Origin of the sequence: Sphingomonas sp. LT1P40 (genome assembly GCF_036663835.1) — a bacterium.
In the GTDB taxonomy this organism is placed as follows: Bacteria; Pseudomonadota; Alphaproteobacteria; order Sphingomonadales; family Sphingomonadaceae; genus Sphingomonas.
Genome location: NZ_JAXOJT010000001.1, coordinates 684661 through 706533, shown reverse-complemented (window position 1 = coordinate 706533; position 21873 = coordinate 684661). Strand labels below are relative to the sequence as shown.

Sequence of the window (21873 nt, the reverse complement as noted above, 5' to 3'; positions counted from 1 at the left end):
ATGCTGAACTTGTTTCAGCATCCACCCCGCCACAAGCAGCGGCGTCGCGGCTGGCAGGGTGGATGCTGAAACAAGTTCAGCATGACGGCAGTTTAAAAGTGGCAGCTAACGACCCACTTGCGGACATTACGGCTAAGGATCATGCTGCCTTGATGCCGACAGCCGAAGAAAATTCCCCGCCCCACACCGATGCTGATTATTACGGCTTTGTGCTGACCGGACTGTTCGGCGTGATCGACGACGCAGAATCTTCGGAATGCGACCCCGAGGCCATCGCGCTGCTACGCCAAGCCAGCGACTTGTTGTGGGCCGAGTTCCAGCAGCGACATCCGGGCGCTTGGGACCAAAAGAAGACTGGCAGCTAACCACCCTCTAGCAGACGCCGCCCCCGCCAGTTCGCCACATGCGCCCCGGCCAGCAACAAACTGCCCGCCACCGTAACCGCCATCTCCACGACAGCCCAATTCCCGAACGCCAACCCCGCCGCCATCAGCACCAGCCCCGCGCCGCCCACGAACAGCGGCGCGACCCCACGATGCCGCCGCCACCCCTCGACCAGCGCGAACGTACTCGTCGGAATCGCGAACAACAGCACGGCCAGATGAAATCCCTCACCCGGATCGACCCGCCCGGCCATCGCGGGCAGCGCCGCGATCAACAGCGGCAGGCCCAGGCAATGCACCAGACACAAAGCCGACGCCCCCACCGCAAACCCGTCGAACCACTTCCCCATCACCGTCCGCATCACGCACACCTCATTGCCGAGCAGCGCAAATGATACTTTATATCATGAAATGCAAGAGGACGAGGACGTCCACTTGCAATGTTGGATTCCATCTGCTTGAATCCACCTTCAGGCGACCTAACAACCGCCCGCTCTTTGACCCCGTCGACCTCCGCATGACACCCCTCAAACGTGTCAACTTCGTCAACCGCGCGCACGCCGCTGTGGGCAATGTTCGCAACGTTTCGCCCGTCAGCCCCCAACCGCCGGTGCCTCGGGCGGCACTGCGGCATTGCGCCACCGCGCCACGGGCACCGCCTCGATTGTCTTGTCCGCCCGCGCCCGCCGCTGGATCAGCGTCGCCCCATCCTGCGCGGTCCCGCCAATCGTCGCCCGCACCCGCACCCAAAACGTATCGGAACTAAACCCCGTCCCCGGCGGCTGGCTCACCTTCTGGTCGGACAAGTCGCGCAACGTGATCTGCCCATTGCGCCGCCGGATCGCGTCCAGCCGCTCACCGACCACCGGATCGTCGAACAGGATGCCCAACAATTCCGGGTCCGCACTGTTCAGGTTGATCGTCGTATTGCCGGGCAGTGCCGTCACCATCCGCTCCAGCCGCGCGATCGACGCCGGATCGGCCCCCGGCAGCAACCGGATCGGGCGGATATCGCTCACCGGCCCCATCGCCCGGACATAGCCGACTGCCTCATTGACCTGCGTCTCATCCAGCCCGGCGATCCCGGCGAGTTTCTGGAACAGCACCACCGGCGAAACCTCGCCACTGCGCAGCGAATTGACGTTGAACCGCCCCTCGGCATCGCTCACCGCCAGGTCGAACGTCCCGCCATCGATCGCCACGCCGTTCGCGCCAATGCTCGCCCACGGTTCCCCGACATGATCGACGTCCGGCCCATCCACCGCATCTTTGGCCAGCGCCGTGATCGCCGACAATTCGCCGCCGCGCACGATCGCCGCCGCCCGCGCCACTTCCCGTCCGCGCAATGCCCGGTCCAGCGCCAGTTCCTCACGACTGATCATCAGCAGCACCAGCCCGCTGGCGATGGCGACGAACATCAGTACGTTGATGAGGATCATGCCCGCCTCGTCGTCGCGGCGTTTCATGGAACGTCCTTCGGCACGGCCGGTAGAACCACCACCCGGCGCAGCACGCCCTGTGGCCCCGGCACCCCGCCGACCAGCATCTCGACCGAAACGGCGCGCGGCCATTCCGCCTTGCGCGCCTCGCTCGGCGGCCAGCGGTCCACCCACGCCGCCCCGTCGCGGAACCGCCACACCGCGCCGCCAACACCTTGCAACATCGCCTGTGGCTGTGGCGCGGATCGCACCAGCACACCGCCGACAGCATCATACCGCACCGGCACCGCCGGCCCGCCCATCCCGGCCGCGACGCGGGTAAACGCAATCCCGTTACCGCCCCCCGAAATCTCGCCGCGCGTCACCTGATCCAGATCGCTCTGGATCACGAACATCGCCCGTTGCAGATCGGCCAGCCGCCCCAGCCGCGCCTCGGTCCGCCCCTGAACCTTCAACACGCTGTCGAGGAGCCCCATCCCCGCCACGGCGATGAGCGCGAACAGCCCAAGCGAAATAATGAGTTCTAATAGAGTGAAGCCATCTTCACCCGGTGCAGGTTTCACGCCCCCTGGCTCACCGCCACCGGCTGGTAGCCTTCGGCACTCGCCACCAGGATCGCCATCTCCCGCGCCACGCTGCCATCGCTGCGGAACCGCGCGTTGCCGGTGACACAGGTATAGCTCGTCTCCGCCAGCAACGCCGCCGCATCCAGCGAACCCTTCTTGCGCAGCACCTTCACCACGCCCCCGGCATCGTAAGCCAGTGCCGCCAGCGCCCCCGGATCGCCGCCATGCCGCGCCCGGAATTCGCCCGCAAACCGCCCGAACGACACCGGGTCCAGGCTGGCGATCCACGCGCCGTTCAGCACTTCCAGCGCGGCGGGACGATGGTCCAGCGCCTGCACCGTGCCCAGCAGCTGAATGCCGGTTTCCTTCAAATTCCGCGCCGCCGCCAGCACCGCTTCACCACTCCCCGGAATCAGCACCGCATCCGGCGCGTCCCCCGCCATCGGCAACGGCTGCCCCGCCACGACCGTCAGCGCACGCACGTCGATCCCGATCTCGCCCTGAATCCGCCCCGCCGCCACCGCTGCGGCAGCGCTCCACGGCGAACCGTCGTCGATCACCACGACATTGCGCACCCCGCGTGAGCGCGCATAACGCAACACCGCGCTGGTCACTTGCGACGGGGTCAGCCCGAACACGAAGGTCCCCGGTGCCCGCACCACGCCATTGTTGCTGAACGCGATCACCGGAATCCGGTCCGCCACCGCCGCAGCAACCGCAGTCACCTCCTCGCTGGTCACCGGCCCCAGTATCATCGCGGCCTTGGCCTTCAGCGCATTCTGCGCCGCCAGCGCCGCCCCCGCCGCCGTCCCGCCGGTATCATAAGCCGTGATTTCCGGCCCAGAATCCGCAAGCAACGCCGCTTGACGCATGCTAAGGCCCAGCGCGGCGCGAGGACCGCTGAGTGGCAACAACAACGCCACCGAACGCTTGTCGCGCTTGATCTTGGACGACGGGCTCAAATCGGCCGCCAGAACAGAGGGACTCGACAATGCCAGCGGCAACAGAAGGCCTGATTGCAGCAGCTTCCGGCGATCGAGCGCCATTATGGAGTCGGGCGTCATGGTCGGCACGGCGGCGTCTTACGCTCTTCGTGCTGCTCGGGATAGCCGCTTATCTGCTCGCGATGATCGCGACGATGCCAGCGGGCGTGTTCCTCAAGAACCGCCCATGGCGCACAGGCATCGCCGGAACCGTGTGGAACGGCGAAGTCGGCGTCGCCGGGGGCAGCAAGGTCGAATGGAACTGGGCACCGCTGCGCTCGCTCACCAGCCTCGCCTTCGCCGCCGACTGGAAAGCCACCGGCCCCGACACCGATCTCGGCGGACGCGGCCTGATGGGCTTTGGCAGCACCGTGCTCGACGCGGTCAGCGGCAGCGCCCACGCCTCGCTGCTCACCGCGCTTCAGCCCGACCTGCCCTTCACCTGCGATCTGGTAATGCAGGTCGAGTTCGACCGCATCGCCATCGGCGGATCGGATCAGATACTCGACGGCAAGCTCACCACCGACCCCGGCACCTGCACGCCCAAGGTCGGCGGCGCACCGGCCGCGGTTCCTTCGCTGCTGCTGACGGCGGAGAAGATCGGGACCAGCACCCGCATCCGCATCACCCCGGCGACGCAGCGCCGACAGACGCTGATCGACGCGACGCTCAGCGAAGGCGGGCAATTGTCAGTGCGCATCACTGATGACGGCGCGCGGGTGCTGCCGTTCGTGGGAATGCCAGCGGGCGCGACGATCGCGGGGGAATTGTAAAAGTCGCGCGATCGCGGTATGAACAAGTATGAACTTTGCTTGGAATGTGCGCTATGGCAGATATTGAGCGGCTGACGATCGTCGTGACCGAACCGATGGCAGCAAAGATCAGGGCAGCAATCGCTGCTGGCGACTATGCTTCTACGAGTGAAGTCGTTCGTGATGCGATGCGGTTGTGGAGCGACCGCCGCGAATTTCGGCGCGATGAGCTGGAAGTTTTGCGCGAGGCTTGGGATTCGGGCAAGGCCAGCGGGGTCGCCGGTCCACTCGATATGAAGTCGATCATTCGAGAAGCTCGAAGCGAGACGGATAACGCACAGCCAAATGGCTGATATCGTCCTTTCTCGGCGAGCACGCGACGACTTCAAACGTATCTATCGGTTCATTGCGCTCGATAACGAAGCGGCCGCCGACCGGCTGTTGCTGGCCATCGACGCGAAGATCGAACGGCTTCGTATCTTCCCCGAAATCGGCACGCCGCGCGAAGAGATTGCCCCGGGGTGCACGCAGCCTGACGCACGGCGCTTATCTCGTCCTGTACGAATATAATGCCACCATCTACACGATTGAGATTGTCGCGGTCGTCGAAGCAATGCGCGATTTGAGCAGACTGTTCTGACGGATTGGACGTTCTGAGGTCCGCCTCTACAACGTCACCAGATCGTTTAAATTGATGATCGGCAACAGGATCGCCAGCACCATCATCAGCACCATGCCACCCATCAGCAGCAGCACCATCGGCTCGACCAGCGCGACCAGCGTGCTCGTCACCGCATCCAGCTCGCGGTCCAGCTCATCCGCCGCGCGGCTCAGCGCCGGGCCCAGCTGCCCGCTCGCCTCGCCCGACGCCACGATCGCTGTCAGCATCAGCGGGAACACCCCCGCCTCGGTCATCGCCGACCGCAGCGAAATCCCCTCGCGCACCCGCGCCGCCACGCCCAGCGCCTTGTCCCGCACCCAGCGGTTCGGCGTCACGGCGGCGGCGGCATGGAGCGCATCGACCAAGGGCACCGCACTCGACACCAATGTCGCCAGACTTCCGGCAAAGCGCGCCGCATTGATCTGGCGGCTGAAACGCTTGAACGGCCAGCGCTCGGTAAACGCCCGGTCAATCTTCAACCGATTGTCCGGCACCGCTGCCCAGCGCCCGAACACCAGAAACCCGACCAGACCGGCGAGCAGGATGTACAACCCATAATCCTGCAGAAACGCGCTCACCGTGATCAACACCCGCGTCAGCAACGGCAAATCCGTACCGCGCGACACGAACACCTTCACGATGTCCGGAATCACATAGACCAGCAGCAACACGATTACGCCCAGCGACACCGTCGCCAGCAGTGCCGGATACATCAACGCCAGCTGCAATTTCTGCCCGTTCGCCTGCCGGTTCTCGACGAAATGGGCTAGGTGATTGAGCACATCGGTCAGTTTCCCGGATGCCTCCCCCGCCGCCACCGATGCGCGATAGAATTCCGGAAAAACCTTTGGATGCGCGTTCAGCGCACTGGCGAAGCTGCGCCCGTCCAAAATGGCGGCACGCACGTCCATCAATATGCCGCGCACCCGCTGCGTCTCCGACTGGCTCGCCGCCAGCCGCAATGCTTCCTCGACCGGAATGTCCGATCCCACCAGCGTCGAAATCTGCCGCGTCGCCGTCGCGAGCTCGCGCGCATTCATGCCCTTGCGGCCCAGCGTCGGCAGCTTGATGCTCCCCACCGACCGTGCCTCCCCCGCAATCTCCACGACCAGCGGCAGCAACCCCTGTTCGCGCAACATCGCCCGCGCGGCGGCAGGGCTGGCCGCCTCGACCACCCCTTTTTTCTGCGCACCCGCCCGATCGGCCGCGCGATAGGCGAAATTGGCCACTAGGCCTCTTCCCTCACGACTCGCGCGACCTCTTCGATCGTCGTCAGTCCCGCGCGAACCTTTTCCGCCCCGTCATCCAGCAAACTCGGACTATCGCGCCGCGCACGCGCTTCCAGATCGGCTTCAGCCGCACCGTCATGGATCATTGCCTGAAACGCATCGTCTACCGGCACGACCTCATACAGCCCGGCCCGCCCGCGATAACCATCGGTGCATTCGTCACAGCCAACGGCCCGCCACAGCGCTTCGCCCGGCTTCAGCGCGCCATTCAGCATCAGCGAATCGCCGTCGCTCGCCACATCCGCACGCCGACACGTCGTGCACAGCCGACGCACCAGCCGCTGCGCCGCCAGCCCGACCAGCATCGGGGCCAACAGATAGCGCTCGACCCCCATGTCGATCAGCCGCGTGACCGAACCCACCGCGCTGTTCGTGTGCAGCGTCGACAGCACGAAATGCCCGGTCATCGCCGATCGCACCGCCACTTCCGCCGTCTCGTGATCGCGGATTTCGCCGACCATGATGACGTCCGGATCCTGCCGCAAAATCGCACGCAGTCCGCGCGCAAACGTCATGCCGGTGCGCGAATTGACCTGCGTCTGCCCGATCCCCGGCATCTCATATTCGATCGGATCTTCCACCGTCATCACATTGCGCTTGCGGTCGTTCAGCGTGTGGAGCGCCGCATACAGGCTCGTTGTCTTGCCCGATCCGGTCGGTCCGGTGACCAGCAGCATCCCATGCGGCCGCTCCAGCAACCGCGCAAACACAGTCCGGTCGCGCTCGCTCATCCCCAGCGTCTCAAGATCGAGCTTAAGCGAGCCTTTCTCCAGCAACCGCATCACCACCCGCTCGCCATGCTGCGTCGGCAGGGTCGAGACACGCGCATCCACGTCATGCCCGCCGATGCGCAGCGTCACCCGCCCGTCCTGCGGCACGCGCTTCTCGGCAATGTCAAGCTTGGCCATCACCTTGATCCGGCTGATCAGCATCGGGGCCAGCGCACGCTGCGGCTCCAATCTGTCGCGCAGCACCCCGTCGATGCGGAACCGCACCACGACGCGCTTTTCCTGCGTCTCGATATGGACGTCCGACGCCCCCTCTCTCACCGCCTCCAGCAACAATGCGTTGATGAGGCGAATAACTGGCGAATCGTCGCGTGTGTCGAGTAGATCGTCGACCGCCGCTGCACTGTCCGCCAGCGCAGCCAGGTCCATGCCCCCCATGTCCAGCTCAGCCGCAGCCGATCCGCTGCCCGAATAGGACGCCGCCAGCGCGGTATCGAACTCGGCATCGCTGACGGCGACGAAGCGCGCATCCGGCGCAATCCGCTGCACCTCCAGCAATGCGTCCAGCGCCGCACCTGGCCGATGCAGGCATTCCAGCCCGCCCGCTGCCGGGTGCAACACCACGCCGCTGCGTCGCGCATAGCTGTACGGCAGAGTCACCGGGCGCGTCTCGGTTACGATCAGCGTCTCGTTCATGGCGCGAATGCCACCGTCGCGTTGACCCGTCCCGGCGAGTTGCCCTTAAGCAATTCGACCCGCTGCACCCGCAGCGTCGTGCTCCGCTCGACGTCCGCGATCCAGCCGACCACGCCCTCATAGGGTGCCTCGGCGACCTGCGCGGTCAGCCCGGTCGCTCCGGGTGCAAAGGTCACCGCCAGCCCAGCGTCGCGCGCCGCCGCGCTCGCAGCGTCCGCCGGCGCACCGGCCCGCAATTGCGGCTTCGCACCCTTCGGCGTCAGCACCCCCGCCGCCCGCACCCGCGCCGCCAGTGTCTCATAGGTGCGGATATCCGCCAGCGCCTCGGCCCGCGCCGCCTGCAACGGCTTCACGACACCGAACACCAGGATCAGCAGCGTCAAGATCGCGCCAAGCGTCCCAACCAGCCAACGCTCGCGCACCGACAGCCCGCTCCACCATGTTTCCAGCCGCAACCAATAGCCCTCAAGCGCCGACACGCGGATGATTCGCACCACGCTCATGCCCGCACCGTCACGCGGATCGCGCCGTCGGCACTCGCGACCACGTCGGCGGCAACCCCCGACGCGCGCATCGCTTCGCGCACCCGGTCGGCCAGCCCCGCCTCACCCGGATCAAGTTCAAGCACCAGCGCATTCCCCTCGAACCGCATCGCCCGCGCCGTCACCGCACTCGACAGCGGCGCCAGCGCGCGCGACGTCCGCGTAATCAGCGGCACAAACGCGCTTCCCGCCGCACCACCGACCGGCAGCATGTCCGCAACGTTCGTCCGCAGATCGCCCGACAAATTCGCCCCTGGTGCCGCTTGCGCCACTGCCGACCGCACATCCGCCGCGCGCCGCTCGGCAATCGCCCGCAGCATCACCGTGTCCGCCGCCGATATCACGACATGCGCCACGATCCCCGCCGCCGCGACCAGCGCAAACCGCTTCAACCAGCCCCCACCACGCGCCCGCCGCGCCGCATACGCGCCCTGCCGCAAGTCCAGTGGCGGCATCAGCAACCGCTCGGCCAGCCCGCCGCCGCCCGCTGCACGCGGTGCTTGCGGCAACTCGCCGATCGGTGCCGCGCCGATATTCCAGATTCGCGGCTGCCCCGCCGACTCCCATGCCGATCCTATCAGCGCGGACGGCAGCGCAAAGCCGGTCCCGTCGCCGCTGCGCACCAGCACGCGCCCGTCGAAACTCTCCGCGCTCCACTCGCCATCCTCAGGCACCGGCAATGCCAATGCATCGGGCACCAACGCCGCGTGGCCCAGCCCCGCCACTTCCGCCGCCTCGACCCAGTCCGCCATCCGCTCATGCCGCACCACCGCGACCAGATAGCGTTTCGGCGAAAGCTCGGCGCCCAGTGCTATGTGCACCGCATCGATCGGGTCGGCGATTCGGTCCTCGATCGCAAACGGCAGCGCGCCCAGCCGCTTGGCCCGACTGGCCAGCGGCAGGTCGACTGCAAGCAGCAACACCGATTCGCTGGGAACCAGCACGGTTGCGGGACCGTCCGGCTCGGCTATGATGAGTCGTCCGCCCGCCAGCGTCCACACCCCGCCGGCGTGTTCGCCGGAGCGTTCCGGGGCATCGGACGTTGGGTGACCGGCAACGGGTTGGTATGCCTCGATTGTCACATTGCTTTCACGGGAAGGACGCATGGCACGCCGATGCGCATAGTTTTGAAACAGTTCGATGACAAAGTGCCAGTTGCAATGCCGAAGGGCAAGCGCCGCACCGTCCCAAACAGCGAAGCGGGCCTGACCCTGCTCGAAATGATCGTGGTGCTGGTCATCATCGCCATCGTCGCCACCGTGGTCGGCATGAACGTCATCGGTCGGCCCGATCAGGCCAAGGTCACGACGACAAAGGCCAATCTGGCCACCCTGTCGAGCGCGCTGAAGATGTATCGCCTCGACAACGGCACCTATCCCTCCACCGAACAGGGGCTGAAGGCACTGGTCGAACGTCCGGTGACCCCGCCGGTGCCATCGGCCTGGGCCGAGGGCGGCTATGTCTCCGAAAACCCGATCGACGCTTTCGGCAATCCCTATGTTTATGCCTCCACCGGCAACGGCTTCGAGCTGAAGTCGCTGGGCAAGGACGGAAAGCCGGGTGGCGAAGGTCTCGACGCCGATCTCGACGCGAAGGGCGGATAACGCTTGTCGGGGGGGCGTGCCACCAGTGCCGATTCCGGCATGACCCTGATCGAGATGCTGATCGTGCTCGTCATCATCGGGATCGCGGCAGGTGCCGTTTCGCTGAGCGTCGGCGTCGCCACGCGCGCGCCCTCGGTCGAAACCGAAGCGCGTCGTCTCGCGCTCAGGCTTCAGGCCGCAGCGGACGACGCCATGCTCGGCGACCGCATCATCGCCTTCACCGTCGAGAGTAACGGCTATGGCTTCGCCGCCGTCAGCCGCGACGGCAAGATGGCCCCGCTCGGCGACGCGCTTGCTTTCCACAAGCTGCCCGGCGGCATTGTCGTCAATATCGACGCCGCGCCCCCTGTGATGCTCGGCGTCGATGGCAGCGGCAAGCCGCTCAACGCCACGATCGAGAATGGCGAGCAACGCTGGGTCGTCCGCTATGACGGCATGACCGCGACCGCCAGCAAGGTGGAAGCGCTGTGAAAGACCAGCAGGGTTTTTCGCTGATCGAGGCGCTGGTTGCGCTCGCAGTCCTCGCCATCGCCGCCGTTGGCCTCGTCCGCGCCGTCGAAAGCCATATCGACTCGACCCGCGCGATGGAGCGACGCGCCGCCGCGATGTGGGTCGCCGAAAACCGTCTCGCCGAAATCCAGCTCGCCGATCCTGCCGCCAACGCCCCGCAAACCACGCTGCTCGGCCAGCAATGGCGCGTCGCGGTCAAGCGCACCCGCACCGGCGACCCTGCAATCGACAAGGTCAACATTCAGGTCTTCGCCGCGAAGGAACGCTCCGCGCTTGCATCGCTCGACGGCTTCGTGGAGGGCAGCGGAACATGATCCGCGTCCTCGACCTGACCCCGCGCCAGACACGCACCGCGCTCGACATCTTCACCGCCGCGGTGGTGGTGTCGGTCGCCATCGCGCTTGCCGGATTGACCTGGCGAATCGCGGGTCATGCCGGGACCGGCGCGGTCACGGTCCCCTCCGGCGCGCGTCCGGTCGCAATGCCGACGGATGTCACCGCCGCGCTCGCCTTCGCCCCGTTTGGAAAGGGCGCGATCACCGACGCATCACAGCCGACCGCGCTCCCGCTCAAGCTGCGCGGTGTATTCGCCGCCTCCCCCGCCACGCTGTCCGTCGCCTATATCGAGGTCGGCAGCGAGCCGTCCAAACCCTTCCGCATCGGCGAGGCCCCCGGCGGCGGGACGATCGAGGGTATCCTGCGCGACCGCGTTCTGCTGCGCGTCAATGGCCGGATCGAGTTTCTTGCTTTCCCCGATCCCACGCTTACGGCGGATCAACAGGCGGCGGCGCTGTCGCGTCCCGCGCCGCCACAACAACCCTTCACGTCTCCGGCGTCACCGCCGCCGCCCGCCGCTGCCGCCGCGCTGGCCGGCCTGACCCCGGCCCCCGGTGGCGGGCTTCAGGTCGGTGCCAGCGCCCCGCCCGGTCTGCGCAGCGGCGACGTCATCACCTCGGTCAACGGCACCCCGATCACCAGTCAGGCCAGCGCCGCATCCGCCTTCACCGCCGCACAAGCGCGCGGTTCCGTACAAGTCCAGATCACCCGCGACGGAAAGCCCGTGACGCTGACCGTCCCGACCCGCTAGGTAACACCCGTGCCGAATCCGATCCGCTCCAGCCTACTCGCTATCGCGCTCGCCAGCATGGCCGCGCAGCCCGTACTCGCGCAAAACGAGGCGTCCGACATCGTCGTCAACATGCGCGGTGTCGAGATCGCCGACGTCGCCGATCAGATTTCGCGCCTTACCGGTCGCACCCTGATCCTCGACCCGTCGGTCAAGGGCACCGTCACCGTTACCTCCGCCACCCCGCTTTCGCCTGCGGGCGTGTGGGAGTTGTTTCAGTCCGTCCTGCGCGCCAACGGTTTCGCCGCCGTCCGCTCCGGCCGCGCTTGGCGAATCGTGCCCCAGGGTAACGCCGTGCGCGACGGCGGCACCTCGTCACGCAGCGCCTCGGGGCAGGAACTCATCACCCGCATGATCCGCCTCGCCAACGTTCCCTCGGCAGAGGCCGCACGCGTCGTGCGCCCGCTCGTCGCCAGCTTCGGCAGTGTCGAGCCGCTGGAACGGCCTAACGCCGTCGTCGTCACCGACTATGCCGATAACGTCCGCCGCATCGAAAGCATCCTGCGCTCGCTCGACGGCGGCGGCGGCGGCCTGACCTTCGCCACGGTAACCCTGCGCAACGGCAATGCCGCCGAAGTCGCTCAGGCGCTTCAGAGCGTCATGGGCGATGCCGCAGCGGGTGGCGCGCGCGTCGCAGCCGACGGGCGCAGCAACACCATCATCGTGCGCGGCACGGCCTCGGCCGTGTCCGATGCCCGCCGCATGATCGCCTCGCTCGACACCCCCGGCGGCGCAACGCCGCAGACCCGCGTGATCCGCCTCAACTATGCCGATGCCGAAGCGGTGACGGAAGTGCTGCGCGGCGTCCTGGGTCAGGAAGCGACCACCACCAACCCGGTCGCACGCAGCCTGTCGGGGCAGCGCAACCCGCGCAGCCCGACCGGCGTACTTGGCGGGCTGATCGCATCGGGCGGCAGCAATCCGGCCCAAGTTGGCGCGGCAGCGGCAGCCGCCGCCACCCAATCGCAGCAACAACTGGGGCAGCAGCAGGAGTCGACCCCGCAAGGCTTCACCACACCCGAACTCACCGTCCAGCCCTCACCCGATATCAACGCCATCGTCGTGCGCGGCACCCCCAGCGCCGTCGCCGCGATCGAAGTGCTGATCGGCGATCTCGACGTGCGCCGCCCACAGGTGCTGATCGAGGCCGCCATCGCCGAAATCACCGGCGACGAGGCGGAGGCGCTGGCGATCCAGCTCGGCACCAGCGGCGCGGCGCTGACGCAAGTCGAGGGGGCGGCGACGTCCTTCTCCACCGCCGGCCCGTCGCTCGGCGCGATCCTCGCCGCGCTCGACGTGCCGATCGCGGGCGCGCTCGGACCTGGTCTCACCGCCAATATCGGCTTCGGCGATAATTTTTCGATCCTCGTTCAGGCGCTCGGCACCTCGTCGAAATCGAACCTGCTCTCCACGCCCCAGATCACGACACTGGACAACAAGGTCGGCGAGTTCATCGTCGCACAGGAAGTGCCGTTCATCACCGGCTCGATCCTCACCGATTCCAGCGACGTGACGCCCTATACCTCGGTCGAGCGCAAGGATGTCGGCATCACATTGCGCGTCCTGCCGCGCATCAACGCGGGCGACACGATCCGGCTGGAGGTGGTGCAGGAAGCATCGTCGATCGCCCCGACCCAGCTCAGTCAGGCAACCGACCTCATCACCAACCGCCGCGCGATCAACACCACGGTGCTCGTCGACAATGGTCAGACGATCATGCTCGGCGGCCTCACCTCCGACGACTATGGCCAGATCAAGAGCCAGGTGCCGATCCTGGGCGACATCCCGATCCTGGGCGAGCTGTTCAAGAGCCGCCGCGAGACGCGCAACAAGCGCACTTTGTTCATCTTCCTGAAGCCCACGATCCTGCGCAACGGTGAGGATGCTGCCGCCATCGCGAAACAGAAATATGCCCGCCTGCGCGCCGAGGAACTCGATCAGAACACGCCAAGCAACCTCCTGTTGCGCCCGCTTCAGCCGCGCCTGACGCTGGAAATCGACGGGATTTACTAAATCCCTCTCCCTCTGGGAGAGGGAGGGAGCGCCAACGGTGCGGACGGGTGAGGGCAGCCGCCGCTAACGCTCCGCCCCGTCCGTCTCAGCCTCATCCGCCGCCGCCATCGCCACCCGCACCCGTTCACGGCCGCGCGTAAAATACGCCGCGTCGATCGCCAGACTCTCCAGCCGCCAGCCCTCGACGCTTTCCCCCACCGCGATACTCCGCGACCCGCCATCGGCCAGCCGCACCAGCGCCACCGCATCCCGATTGAGCCGCCCTGCGATCCCGACCAGCGCCGGTGCATCGGCGGGCGCTGCGTCGCCGCCCTCGGACCCTTCCAATAATGGCGCGAACAACGCCCGTTCATACACCGCCGCAACCGGGGCGACCGGCGGGGGAATGATCGCGCGGTCGGGCTCGCGGGTGTTGGTGACCACTAGCGGGTCGCCAAACAACAATAACACCAGCGGCATCGCCACCGCGAAGCACGCCGCCGCACCCAGCGCGAGTCCCTGCTGCCGCGTCAACGCCACGCCGCCACCGCCTCGCCATCCAGCCGCAACCCGCCGCCCGACAGCGCAGTGACCCGCCACGACGCAAACCGCACCAGCGGCACCTCACGCTCGATCCGGTCGGCGAGCGCTATGACGGCCTTGTCCGGCCCCGACAGCCGCAGCCGCAGGCGGACCAGTCCGCCACCCGCAGGCACCCGCGCTGCCTGCTCGACCAGCACCCCGCCTTGCGCCGCCAGCTGCCGAATCTGACGCTCGACCGCTCCGGCAGCCGCCGCCTCGCCACCGCCCGATACTCGCAACCCCGGCGCCACCAGCGCAACCCGCCGCTCCGGTCCAGCCTTCGCCAAAGCCTCAGCCTCGACCCGCGCCTCGCGCGCGCGCTCCAGCCGCCCCAGCGCCGTCCCCGTCACCGGTGCCAGCAACACCAGCGCAAGCACGCCACCGCCGACTCCAGCGATCACCGTCGCGCGGTTCATGGCAACTGCCGCAACGTCACGACGATCATCGCCCCGCTGCGCCGCTGCCCGGTTTCGCGCAGCCCCGCCAGTGCCGGATTGCGCCGCAGCCGCCCGCGCAGCAAATCCGGGTCCGGCGTCGAAACCTCCAGCGCCATGCCACCGTCCGCCAGCTTCGCCATCCCCACCACGCGCACGTCGGATGGCAGCGCCGCCGCTACCCGGTCGAGCCATACCGCCACCGTCGCATCGCGCGCTGCCGTGCGCAGCATCTCGCGCGCCGCCCGCTCGCGCGCCTCCACCTTCATCCGCGGCGACGCTGCCGTCTCCAGCCGCACCGCTTCCGCCCGCACCGATCTTTCCAGGACCCCGGCCCCCACGATCGTCGCCAGCGGCCCCAGCGCGATCACCCCGGCCAGCGCCGCCGCAAACCGCCAGTCCACCCCCGCCCACGCAGCACGCGGTGCTCGCACATCCGCCACCGCAAGCCGCCGCGCCGCACGATCGATCAAGCTGTCGCGCTCATCCGTCATCGCCCGCGATCTACCGCCACCGCGCAGCAAAGGACAGCCTGTCATCGAACTGACCCGGTACTGACGCGTAACCGTCGCTGCGCTTGCATCATGCTGTAAAGCGCCGTCGCCACAGCCAGCCAGGTAACCGCATCCGTCAGGGATTCGGAACATGGGGTAAACATGCAAATGACTGAAACGGGTCTGGCCTTGAGCTACAGCGACGGCGACGTCGACACCAACAACACCGGCAATCCCACGCTGAACGCAATGATCGAGGCGCGCTACTCGCGTCGTGCCACGCTGCGGTCGGGCGCATCGGCTGCGGCCGTCGCGGTGTTCGGCGGCAGCCTGCTCGCCGGCTGCGACGATGGCGGGACCAAGGATCCGTTTCCAAATCTGATCTCGGTCGGCTCGTCGGGCGTCAGCAACTCGGGTCGCGTTGTCACGCTGACCGCGAACGCCACCGACAATGGCGCGATCACCTCTGCCTGGGTGCAGACCGCCGGTCCGGCCGTCACGCTGATCGGTGCGAACACGCCGAACGCCAGCTTCATCGCGCCCAGCGTCGGCACGACCACGACCCTGACCTTTCAGTACAGCGCGATCGACAGCGCGGGTCAGACCACGACCGGCACCACGCAGGTCGGCGTCTCGCCCGCCGCGCTGGGCTTCACCTCGCTCGCCAAGAACAAGAACGACGTCGTTACTGTCCCTGCGGGCTACACCGTCACCGTGATGACCCGCCTCGGCGATCCGATCGCAACCGGCGTCGCGGCGTACAAGAATGACGGTACCGACACCGGCTTCGCCAACCGCATCGGCGATCATGGCGACGCGCTCTACTGGTACGGCCTAACCGCCGCCGGTGCGCGCGACGACAATGGCTCAGTGCGCGGCCTGATGGTCCAGAACCACGAAAATCTGAACATTCAATACCTCCACCCCGCCGGCCCGACGCTGACCTTGCCGCGTCCCGAAGCGGAAGCGATCAAGGAGATCGAGGCACACGGCGTGTCGGTCACCGAATATGTCGAGGGTGCAAGCCGCGCCTGGAGCTATGTCCAGGGTTCGACCTTCAATCGCCGCATCACGCCGAACACGCCGGTCGTGTTCAACGGCCCGGTGCGCGGCACCGCATATCTGCGCACCGCCTTCTCGAACGACGGCACCACCGGTCGCGGGACGATCAACAACTGCGCCAACGGCCACACCTTATGGGGCACTAACATCACTTGTGAGGAAAACTGGGCCGGTTATTTCGCCCGTCCGTCTTCCGACAATGCCGCGCGCACCCCGCGCGAACTGGTGTCGCTGCGCCGCTATGGCGTGACCAGCACCAGCGGCAACTATGGGTGGGCCTCGGTCGTCCCCGCCGACGCGACGAGCACGATCTTCAAGCGCTGGGATGCCCGCGCGACCGGCGCATCGGCCACCGACGATTATCGCAACGAACCCAACCAGCTCGGCTGGTGCCTGGAATTCGATCCTTATGACAAGGCCGCTGCGCCACGGAAGCGCACCGCACTCGGCCGCCTTGGCCATGAAGGTGCATGGCTGGGCAAGCTGACCGCAGGCAAGAAGGTTTCGGTCTATCTCGGCGACGACTCGCGCGGCGAGTATTTCTACAAATTCGTCTCAAGCGTGAGCTGGGATCCGGCAGACGCGCAAAACGCGAACCGCCTGTCGATCGGCGACAAATATCTCGACACCGGCACGCTTTACGTCGCCAAGTTCGCCGCTAATGGCAGCGGCAGCTGGACACCGCTGACGTTCGGGACCGTTCCTGACCGTCCTGCTCAGGGTGCGGACGTCGCCTATGCCTTTGCGGATCAGGCCGACATCCTCGTCAACCCGCGCCTCGCCGGTGACGCGGTCGGCGCGACCAAGATGGATCGTCCGGAATGGACCGCGACCAACCCGGTGACGGGCGAGATTTACCTCACCCTCACCAACAACAACGCCGCGCTGCGCCCATTGGCGGGTACCGACGCCGCCAATCCGCGCCACTATAACGACCCCACCGGTCCGGCGAACTCGGCACAATATGGCAATCCCAACGGCCATATCCTGCGCCTGCGCGAAACCGGCGACGATCCCGCCGCGCTGACCTTTGCATGGGACATCTATCTGTTCGGCGCCGATTCGGCGGACTCGAACAGCGACGTCAATATCTCGGGCCTGACCGCCGCCAACGACTTCTCCAGCCCGGACGGGCTGTGGTTCTCGCGGCCCAGCAATGCAGGCGGCCTCGTCAATCCGCTGCTGTGGATCCAGACCGATGACGGTGCCTTCACGGATCGCACCAATAACCAGATGCTGGTGGCGATGCCGGGTGCCACCAACGATGGTCAGCCCGTGACCATCACCAACCGCGGCACCGGCGGTGCCACGGCGACTCAGACCACCCGCCGTGGTGCGCTGGCAACCGACGCGACGCTCAAGCGCTTCCTGATCGGTCCGGTCGAATGCGAGATCACCGGCGTCGACTCGACCCCCGATGGCCGCACGCTGTTCGTCGGCATCCAGCATCCGGGTGAAGGCGGCACCGCAACCGCACCGAGCAGCGCCTGGCCAGCCAGCCAGGCCACCGGAACGGCTCCAGCGGGCACCCGCCCGCGCTCTGCCGTGGTGGCGATCACCCGCAACGATGGCGGTGTCGTCGGCCTGTAAAGAAATGCCCCCAGCCTGAACGGGGAGGCGGAGCGATCCGCCTCCCCGCCCTTTTTTAATGCCAGAGTGCCGAGAGCGGATAGAGCAGGATCAGCCAGCTCAGGCACCCGATCACAATCCGGCGGTCCTTCACCGCGATCGCCAGCAGCGTGACCGGAAAGAACGACCAGGTCAGCAAGATGGTCCTGAGCGACGTGGCACCGGGTAGCCCGGTCAAAACGGCGGCAGTCGCCAGCAAGACGACATTACAAACCAGGACGCCGCCCAGCACCTTGCGGTAATGCTTGTCGAAATAGGCGTCGAGATCGCTCCATTCCTCGGACTCACTCGGAAACACCAGCGAAGCCGCGACGTAGTAAATCGCTGTGACCAAAAACCCGCCGAACAGCGCCGGCCAGCTCATCGGCAACAGTTCGCGCAGCGCCCAGCCATAGCCCCAGAAGGTGATGACGTCGCACGAGACAAACAGGCCCAACAGCGCCGTCGACCAGCCGATCCTAACCTTGTGGCTCGCCTTCAGCGCACGCGAGAGCCCGCCCAGCCCCTCGGCGAGCGCCAGCCCGAGCAACAGCCCGAACAGTGAAAAGATAAACTCGAACCCACTCATACGGCCCCCGCCCTGTTGCGGACGAAGTCCGCGATCGCCGCTACATATCCGTCCGGCTGACGATGTTCGCGGTCCCGTCCTTCGTGATCGAGATGATGTGCGGCACCTTGCCGCAACGAATCCGCCACGCCGGGTTGCCCTTGACCGGGTCGATCCGCTCGCTCTCGCGCACTTCCTGACACTCCAGCCCGGCATCGCGCACCGCGCGCAGGAACACGCCATTCTGCTGCCCCGGCGCCAGCGCGATCACTTCTGCCTGATAGTTGGTCGCGTCGGCTTCGTTGCCCGCCGTCACATTGTCGATGCTGTTGTTGGTAGCCGACTCCCCGCCGCCACACGCCGTCAGCAGCATCGCCGCCGTCATCGCCAGATAGGTTTTCCGCATGAAACTACACCTCGACGGAATAACGCAGCCAAGAACGTCTGGTGTCACGCCTTCGATCCGACCATTTTCAGAAACAGCCGTGTGGCGCGCATGACCTTCTCCCGCAGCACCTCGGACGAGGGCAGCGGCTCCAACCCCAATTTGATGCCCAGATCGCCAGCGCCCAGCCATAGTCCGCAAATATCCTCCGCCGCCCGCATCGGATCGTCGATCTCGATCTCACCACGCACGGCAGCCTCGCTCAGCACCGCCGCCAACCGGTCGAAACAGATTTGTGGACCCGCCGCATAGAAACGCTGCGCCAGCGACGGAATCTGCGCGATCTCGTTCATCAGCACGCGGTCGACAGCGACATGTTCCTCGCTGAACTTGAACCCGGCCAGCGCGATGCCGAATGCGTTGAGCTGATCCGCCAGGCTGTGCCCCGCCGCCAGCACCTCCTCGAACGTCGCCGCCATCCGCGCGCTCTCCACGCGGATCACCTCCTCGAACAGCGTCTCCTTGTCGCCGAAGCGGCTATAAACCGTGACCTTCGATACCCCGGCGGACTGCGCAATGTCCTCGATCGTCGCCGCGTGAAACCCCCGCGCAAAGAACGCCACGCGCGCCGCCTCCACAATCGCGGCATATTTGGCCGGATCGCGTGGCCGCCCCGCGCGGCGCGGTTCGCATCCGAACCAGCCGGGTTTCAACGCGACGTTCAACGCTGATACGCCTTGGGCAACACGCCTTCCTTCGGATCGAAATAGCGGTCCCGGAGCTTGTCCTGGCGCGTCGTCAGCGGTTGATCGACGCCATCGATGAACACCCGCACCGCGGCGCTGCCGATCTCCAGCGGGTCGCCGTCCCAGATCACCACGTCACCGTGCCGTCCAGGCCGCAGCGACCCGAACTCCGCGCCCATGCCCATCGCCTCGGCCGGTTTCGAGCTGATCGTCGCAAACGCCTGTCCCCAATCAAGCCCTGCCGCGCCCGGGATTTTGCTCAGCGCGACCAGATTGCCGGCATATTGCTTCACCAGCCGCGCCTGTCGGGTCTCGTCGTCGTTGATCATGCCAATGCCGACCGTCACGCCCGCTTTTTTCAATCGCCCGATATTCGACTGGGTCGCCGCCAGCTGTTCGAACGACGCGGGCAGATCGGCCAGCGCCGACGCCAGCACCGGCACATTCGCCGCCGCAATCTGCGACGCCACGGTCCAGCCCTCGGTCGCCCCAACCAGCACCAGCTTCAACGCGGGCAAGTCCCGCTTCAACCCGATGATGACCAATATGTCCGACGCCCGCTCGACATGCACCAGCAACGGCACCGTCCCGTTGACCACCGGCACCAAAGCTTGCGCATCGGCCCGCGTCAGCAACGCATCCTTGCCGCGATCGGCAAAGCCGCCCGGCGCACGCACATAATCGCGCACCTCGAACAATATGTTCTTCAGCATTGCGTAGGCGGCCGGACGGCTGCCCCCGGCACGCGCCGCACCGGTCTCGCCATATTCCATGAACTGGAAGGCGCGCGGCTTGCTCACCGCGTCCATATCCGCGCCCAGATCGATGATCGCGCCCTGCCCGGCAAAGATCGACCCGCGCGCCTGTGGTGCCACCACCGCGCGCGTAATCCCCTCGGCACGGTTGAGTGTGATCGCGCTGGTCCGCGGGTTGACCGCCGGGACGACATCGATCGATGCCTTGAACGGCGAGCTCCCCGCCCCTGCATCGTTGGTTTCCTCGACCCCATCGACCTCAACGATGCCCATGCGCGTAAACCCGGCAAAGATGCCCGGCGTCACCCATTTGCCGCCCGCATCGACCACGGTCACGCCCGCCGGCACCGCTACCCCGGCCCCGGCGGCCACCACACGCCCGTCGCGCACCACCACCGTGCCACCCTCGACCGGCGCCGATCCATCGCCCAGCACCAGCTTCGCATTGGTCACCGCCACGGTCTGCGCCGCCACCGGAAACGCCACGATCAACGCGGCGGCAGTCATCAGGAGATGCTTCACTTGACGTCTCCCTCGCCTGGCTGGCCCAGCTCGAAATCGGATACAGGCCGCAATTTGGGGTTATAGGCATCGTACAGCAATGCCCCGTCGATCCACACCTTCTCCGGCCGCGTATAGACGCTGAACGGATTGCCGTTCCACAGCACCACGTCCGCCATCTTGCCCGCCTTCAGGCTGCCGGTGACCTTGTCGATGCCAAGGGCCCGGGCGGGCGCGATCGCCGCCCATTTCCACGCCTGCTCTTCCGGAATGTCATAGCCCGACCGCTTCGCCGCCGCGCGCACCTTGGCGATTTCCTGGTTCAGCCGCTGGATGCCGTTGGCGTCGTCCGAATGGATCATCCCGCACGCCCCCTCGCGCTCCAGGATCGCCAGATTTTCCTCGATCGCGTCATAGGATTCCATCTTGAAGCCCCACCAGTCGGCCCACACCGCCGCGCAAGTCCCGTTCGCCTTCAACAAATCGGCGATCTTGTAGGCCTCTACCGCGTGATGGAATGTCCCGACCTTATACCCGAACTCCTTCGCCATATCGAGAACGACGGCCATTTCGTCGGCGCGATAGCAGTGGTTATGGACGATGATGTCGCCGCTCAGCACGCCACGCAGCGTGTCCATCGCCACATCGCGCCCCGGCGCTTCGCCCCCGCGCTCCTCGTACCGATCCCAGCGCTTTTTGTAGTCCACCGCCCGCAGCCAGGTGGCACGGTCCAGCGCAATATTGCCCATCCGCGTCGACGGCATCCGCCCCTTCCCGCCATAGACGCGCTTCGGGTTCTCGCCGCACGCCATCTTCAGGCCATAGGGTGCGTCGGGAAACTTCATCCCCTGCATCGTCCGCGCATAGACGTTCTTCAACGTCACGCTGCGTCCACCGAACAGATTCGCCGAACCGGGCAGGATCTGCAATGTCGTCACGCCGCCATTGGCCAGCGCGCGGCTGAAACCCGGGTCCTGTGGCCAGATGCTATGTTCGGCCCATACTTCGGGAGTGACCGGGCTGGTCGCCTCGTTGCCGTCTGAATGGGCCTGCACGCCCGGCGAGGGGTAGTCGCCCAGATGGCTATGCACGTCGATCACGCCGGGAGTCACATATTTGCCGCGCCCGTCGATCACCGTCGCACCCTGCGGTGACGCAATCGACTGGCCCACGTCGACGATCTTGCCGTCGCGGAACAGCACTGCGCCGCCGTCAATCCGCCCGCCTTCACCGTCGAAAATGGTGACGTTGGTCAGCAGAGTCGGCACGCCGGGATAGGTTTTGTAGGTCGACGGGTACGGGTTGTAATCGAACCCCTTGCCCTTGCCCGGCCCCCGCGACGGCGCGTCTGATGATGCGCTTTTTGGCTTGCTCCCGGCATCCGCCGTACAGGCGGCCAAACTGGCAGCAGCAGCAGCCCCGATGATGATACGGATCAACGCGCGAAATCCCCATGTTGCAACCGTG

Annotated in this window: 26 protein-coding genes; 10 read left to right on the top strand and 16 right to left on the bottom strand. The window is 66.5% G+C overall.

The window, feature by feature from the left end; all coding sequences use genetic code 11:
• Nucleotides 1-62 precede the first annotated feature (62 nt).
• On the top strand, nt 63-365 hold the full coding sequence (locus tag U1702_RS03310) for a hypothetical protein (protein ID WP_332722027.1): 303 nt from the start codon (nt 63-65) through the stop codon (nt 363-365).
• On the opposite strand, the gene U1702_RS03305 is transcribed toward U1702_RS03310, so the two are convergent.
• The 4 genes from U1702_RS03305 to U1702_RS03290 form a co-directional block, all read right to left on the bottom strand.
• Nucleotides 362-745: a MerC domain-containing protein gene (locus U1702_RS03305; protein WP_332722025.1), complete on the bottom strand. Its 384-nt coding sequence runs from the start codon at nt 743-745 to the stop codon at nt 362-364. The genes U1702_RS03310 and U1702_RS03305 overlap by 4 nt on opposite strands.
• Before the next feature lie 231 nt (nt 746-976).
• A complete protein-coding gene (locus U1702_RS03300) occupies nt 977-1849 on the bottom strand; it encodes a type II secretion system minor pseudopilin (RefSeq protein WP_332722024.1) in 873 nt (290 codons plus the stop codon).
• Entirely contained in the window at nt 1846-2385 is a 540-nt protein-coding gene (locus tag U1702_RS03295; RefSeq protein ID WP_332722022.1) for a type II secretion system protein GspJ, read from the bottom strand. The genes U1702_RS03300 and U1702_RS03295 overlap by 4 nt, the downstream gene beginning before the upstream one ends.
• Nucleotides 2382-3434, bottom strand: a complete 1053-nt coding sequence (locus tag U1702_RS03290; protein WP_332722021.1) for a penicillin-binding protein activator — start codon at nt 3432-3434, stop codon at nt 2382-2384. The genes U1702_RS03295 and U1702_RS03290 overlap by 4 nt, the downstream gene beginning before the upstream one ends.
• A 47-nt stretch (nt 3435-3481) precedes the next feature.
• Between U1702_RS03290 and gspN the strand changes: the two genes are divergently transcribed.
• The 3 genes from gspN to U1702_RS03275 are packed head-to-tail and all read left to right on the top strand — an operon-like array spanning nt 3482 to nt 4693.
• On the top strand, nt 3482-4144 hold the full coding sequence (gene gspN, locus U1702_RS03285) for a type II secretion system protein N (RefSeq protein ID WP_332722019.1): 663 nt from the start codon (nt 3482-3484) through the stop codon (nt 4142-4144).
• A gap of 53 nt (nt 4145-4197) precedes the next feature.
• Complete coding sequence (locus U1702_RS03280) at nt 4198-4476, top strand: ribbon-helix-helix domain-containing protein (RefSeq protein ID WP_332722017.1); 279 nt, start codon at nt 4198-4200, stop codon at nt 4474-4476.
• Nucleotides 4469-4693 carry a type II toxin-antitoxin system RelE/ParE family toxin gene (locus U1702_RS03275; protein ID WP_332722015.1) on the top strand — a complete coding sequence of 75 codons (225 nt, stop codon included), beginning with the start codon at nt 4469-4471 and terminating at the stop codon, nt 4691-4693. The genes U1702_RS03280 and U1702_RS03275 overlap by 8 nt, the downstream gene beginning before the upstream one ends.
• Nucleotides 4694-4789: 96 nt before the next feature.
• On the opposite strand, the gene U1702_RS03270 is transcribed toward U1702_RS03275, so the two are convergent.
• The 4 genes from U1702_RS03270 to gspL are packed head-to-tail and all read right to left on the bottom strand — an operon-like array spanning nt 4790 to nt 9121.
• A complete protein-coding gene (locus U1702_RS03270) occupies nt 4790-6013 on the bottom strand; it encodes a type II secretion system F family protein (protein ID WP_332722013.1) in 1224 nt (407 codons plus the stop codon).
• Complete coding sequence (locus U1702_RS03265; protein ID WP_332722012.1) at nt 6013-7497, bottom strand: GspE/PulE family protein; 1485 nt, start codon at nt 7495-7497, stop codon at nt 6013-6015. Before U1702_RS03265 ends, U1702_RS03270 begins: the two co-directional genes overlap by 1 nt.
• On the bottom strand, nt 7494-8000 hold the full coding sequence (locus U1702_RS03260; RefSeq protein ID WP_332722010.1) for a type II secretion system protein M: 507 nt from the start codon (nt 7998-8000) through the stop codon (nt 7494-7496). The genes U1702_RS03265 and U1702_RS03260 overlap by 4 nt, the downstream gene beginning before the upstream one ends.
• Nucleotides 7997-9121: a type II secretion system protein GspL gene (gene gspL / locus U1702_RS03255; protein ID WP_332722009.1), complete on the bottom strand. Its 1125-nt coding sequence runs from the start codon at nt 9119-9121 to the stop codon at nt 7997-7999. Before gspL ends, U1702_RS03260 begins: the two co-directional genes overlap by 4 nt.
• 78 nt (nt 9122-9199) lie before the next feature.
• On the opposite strand from gspL, the gene gspG reads away from it, so the two are divergent.
• The 5 genes from gspG to gspD are packed head-to-tail and all read left to right on the top strand — an operon-like array spanning nt 9200 to nt 13292.
• A complete protein-coding gene (gene gspG, locus U1702_RS03250; RefSeq protein WP_332722007.1) occupies nt 9200-9643 on the top strand; it encodes a type II secretion system major pseudopilin GspG in 444 nt (147 codons plus the stop codon).
• A 3-nt stretch (nt 9644-9646) separates the two neighbouring features.
• A complete protein-coding gene (locus tag U1702_RS03245) occupies nt 9647-10114 on the top strand; it encodes a prepilin-type N-terminal cleavage/methylation domain-containing protein (protein WP_443026798.1) in 468 nt (155 codons plus the stop codon).
• Nucleotides 10111-10467 (top strand): type II secretion system minor pseudopilin GspI, encoded by a 357-nt coding sequence (gene gspI / locus U1702_RS03240; protein ID WP_332722003.1) that lies wholly within the window; start codon nt 10111-10113, stop codon nt 10465-10467. Before U1702_RS03245 ends, gspI begins: the two co-directional genes overlap by 4 nt.
• On the top strand, nt 10464-11240 hold the full coding sequence (locus U1702_RS03235) for a type II secretion system protein N (RefSeq protein ID WP_332722001.1): 777 nt from the start codon (nt 10464-10466) through the stop codon (nt 11238-11240). Before gspI ends, U1702_RS03235 begins: the two co-directional genes overlap by 4 nt.
• A gap of 9 nt (nt 11241-11249) precedes the next feature.
• On the top strand, nt 11250-13292 hold the full coding sequence (gene gspD, locus U1702_RS03230; RefSeq protein ID WP_332722000.1) for a type II secretion system secretin GspD: 2043 nt from the start codon (nt 11250-11252) through the stop codon (nt 13290-13292).
• A gap of 63 nt (nt 13293-13355) precedes the next feature.
• Here gspD and U1702_RS03225 read toward each other — a convergent pair whose 3' ends face one another.
• From U1702_RS03225 to U1702_RS03215, 3 genes are read right to left on the bottom strand one after another with little or no spacing between them, the layout of a single operon-like run.
• Nucleotides 13356-13805, bottom strand: a complete 450-nt coding sequence (locus U1702_RS03225; RefSeq protein WP_332721998.1) for a hypothetical protein — start codon at nt 13803-13805, stop codon at nt 13356-13358.
• The gene (locus U1702_RS03220; protein ID WP_332721996.1) at nt 13802-14269 is read right to left on the bottom strand and encodes a hypothetical protein; all 468 of its coding nucleotides are present in this window, start codon (nt 14267-14269) and stop codon (nt 13802-13804) included. The genes U1702_RS03225 and U1702_RS03220 overlap by 4 nt, the downstream gene beginning before the upstream one ends.
• Nucleotides 14266-14781: a hypothetical protein gene (locus U1702_RS03215; RefSeq protein WP_332721994.1), complete on the bottom strand. Its 516-nt coding sequence runs from the start codon at nt 14779-14781 to the stop codon at nt 14266-14268. Before U1702_RS03215 ends, U1702_RS03220 begins: the two co-directional genes overlap by 4 nt.
• A 168-nt stretch (nt 14782-14949) precedes the next feature.
• Here U1702_RS03215 and U1702_RS03210 point away from each other — a divergent pair, with 168 nt between their 5' ends.
• Nucleotides 14950-17433: a PhoX family protein gene (locus U1702_RS03210; protein WP_332721992.1), complete on the top strand. Its 2484-nt coding sequence runs from the start codon at nt 14950-14952 to the stop codon at nt 17431-17433.
• 55 nt (nt 17434-17488) lie between these two features.
• Here the strand turns inward: U1702_RS03210 and U1702_RS03205 are convergent, their stop codons facing one another.
• From U1702_RS03205 to U1702_RS03185, 5 genes are read right to left on the bottom strand one after another with little or no spacing between them, the layout of a single operon-like run.
• Entirely contained in the window at nt 17489-18040 is a 552-nt protein-coding gene (locus U1702_RS03205) for a hypothetical protein (protein WP_332721990.1), read from the bottom strand.
• A 40-nt stretch (nt 18041-18080) separates the two neighbouring features.
• Nucleotides 18081-18425, bottom strand: a complete 345-nt coding sequence (locus U1702_RS03200) for a hypothetical protein (RefSeq protein WP_332721989.1) — start codon at nt 18423-18425, stop codon at nt 18081-18083.
• Between the two features lie 44 nt (nt 18426-18469).
• Entirely contained in the window at nt 18470-19129 is a 660-nt protein-coding gene (locus U1702_RS03195; protein WP_332721987.1) for a TetR/AcrR family transcriptional regulator, read from the bottom strand.
• On the bottom strand, nt 19126-20427 hold the full coding sequence (locus U1702_RS03190; protein WP_332721985.1) for an amidohydrolase family protein: 1302 nt from the start codon (nt 20425-20427) through the stop codon (nt 19126-19128). The genes U1702_RS03195 and U1702_RS03190 overlap by 4 nt, the downstream gene beginning before the upstream one ends.
• Nucleotides 20424-21836, bottom strand: coding sequence for an amidohydrolase (locus U1702_RS03185; protein ID WP_443026827.1), 1413 nt, complete (start codon nt 21834-21836; stop codon nt 20424-20426). Before U1702_RS03185 ends, U1702_RS03190 begins: the two co-directional genes overlap by 4 nt.
• Nucleotides 21837-21873 lie beyond the last annotated feature (37 nt).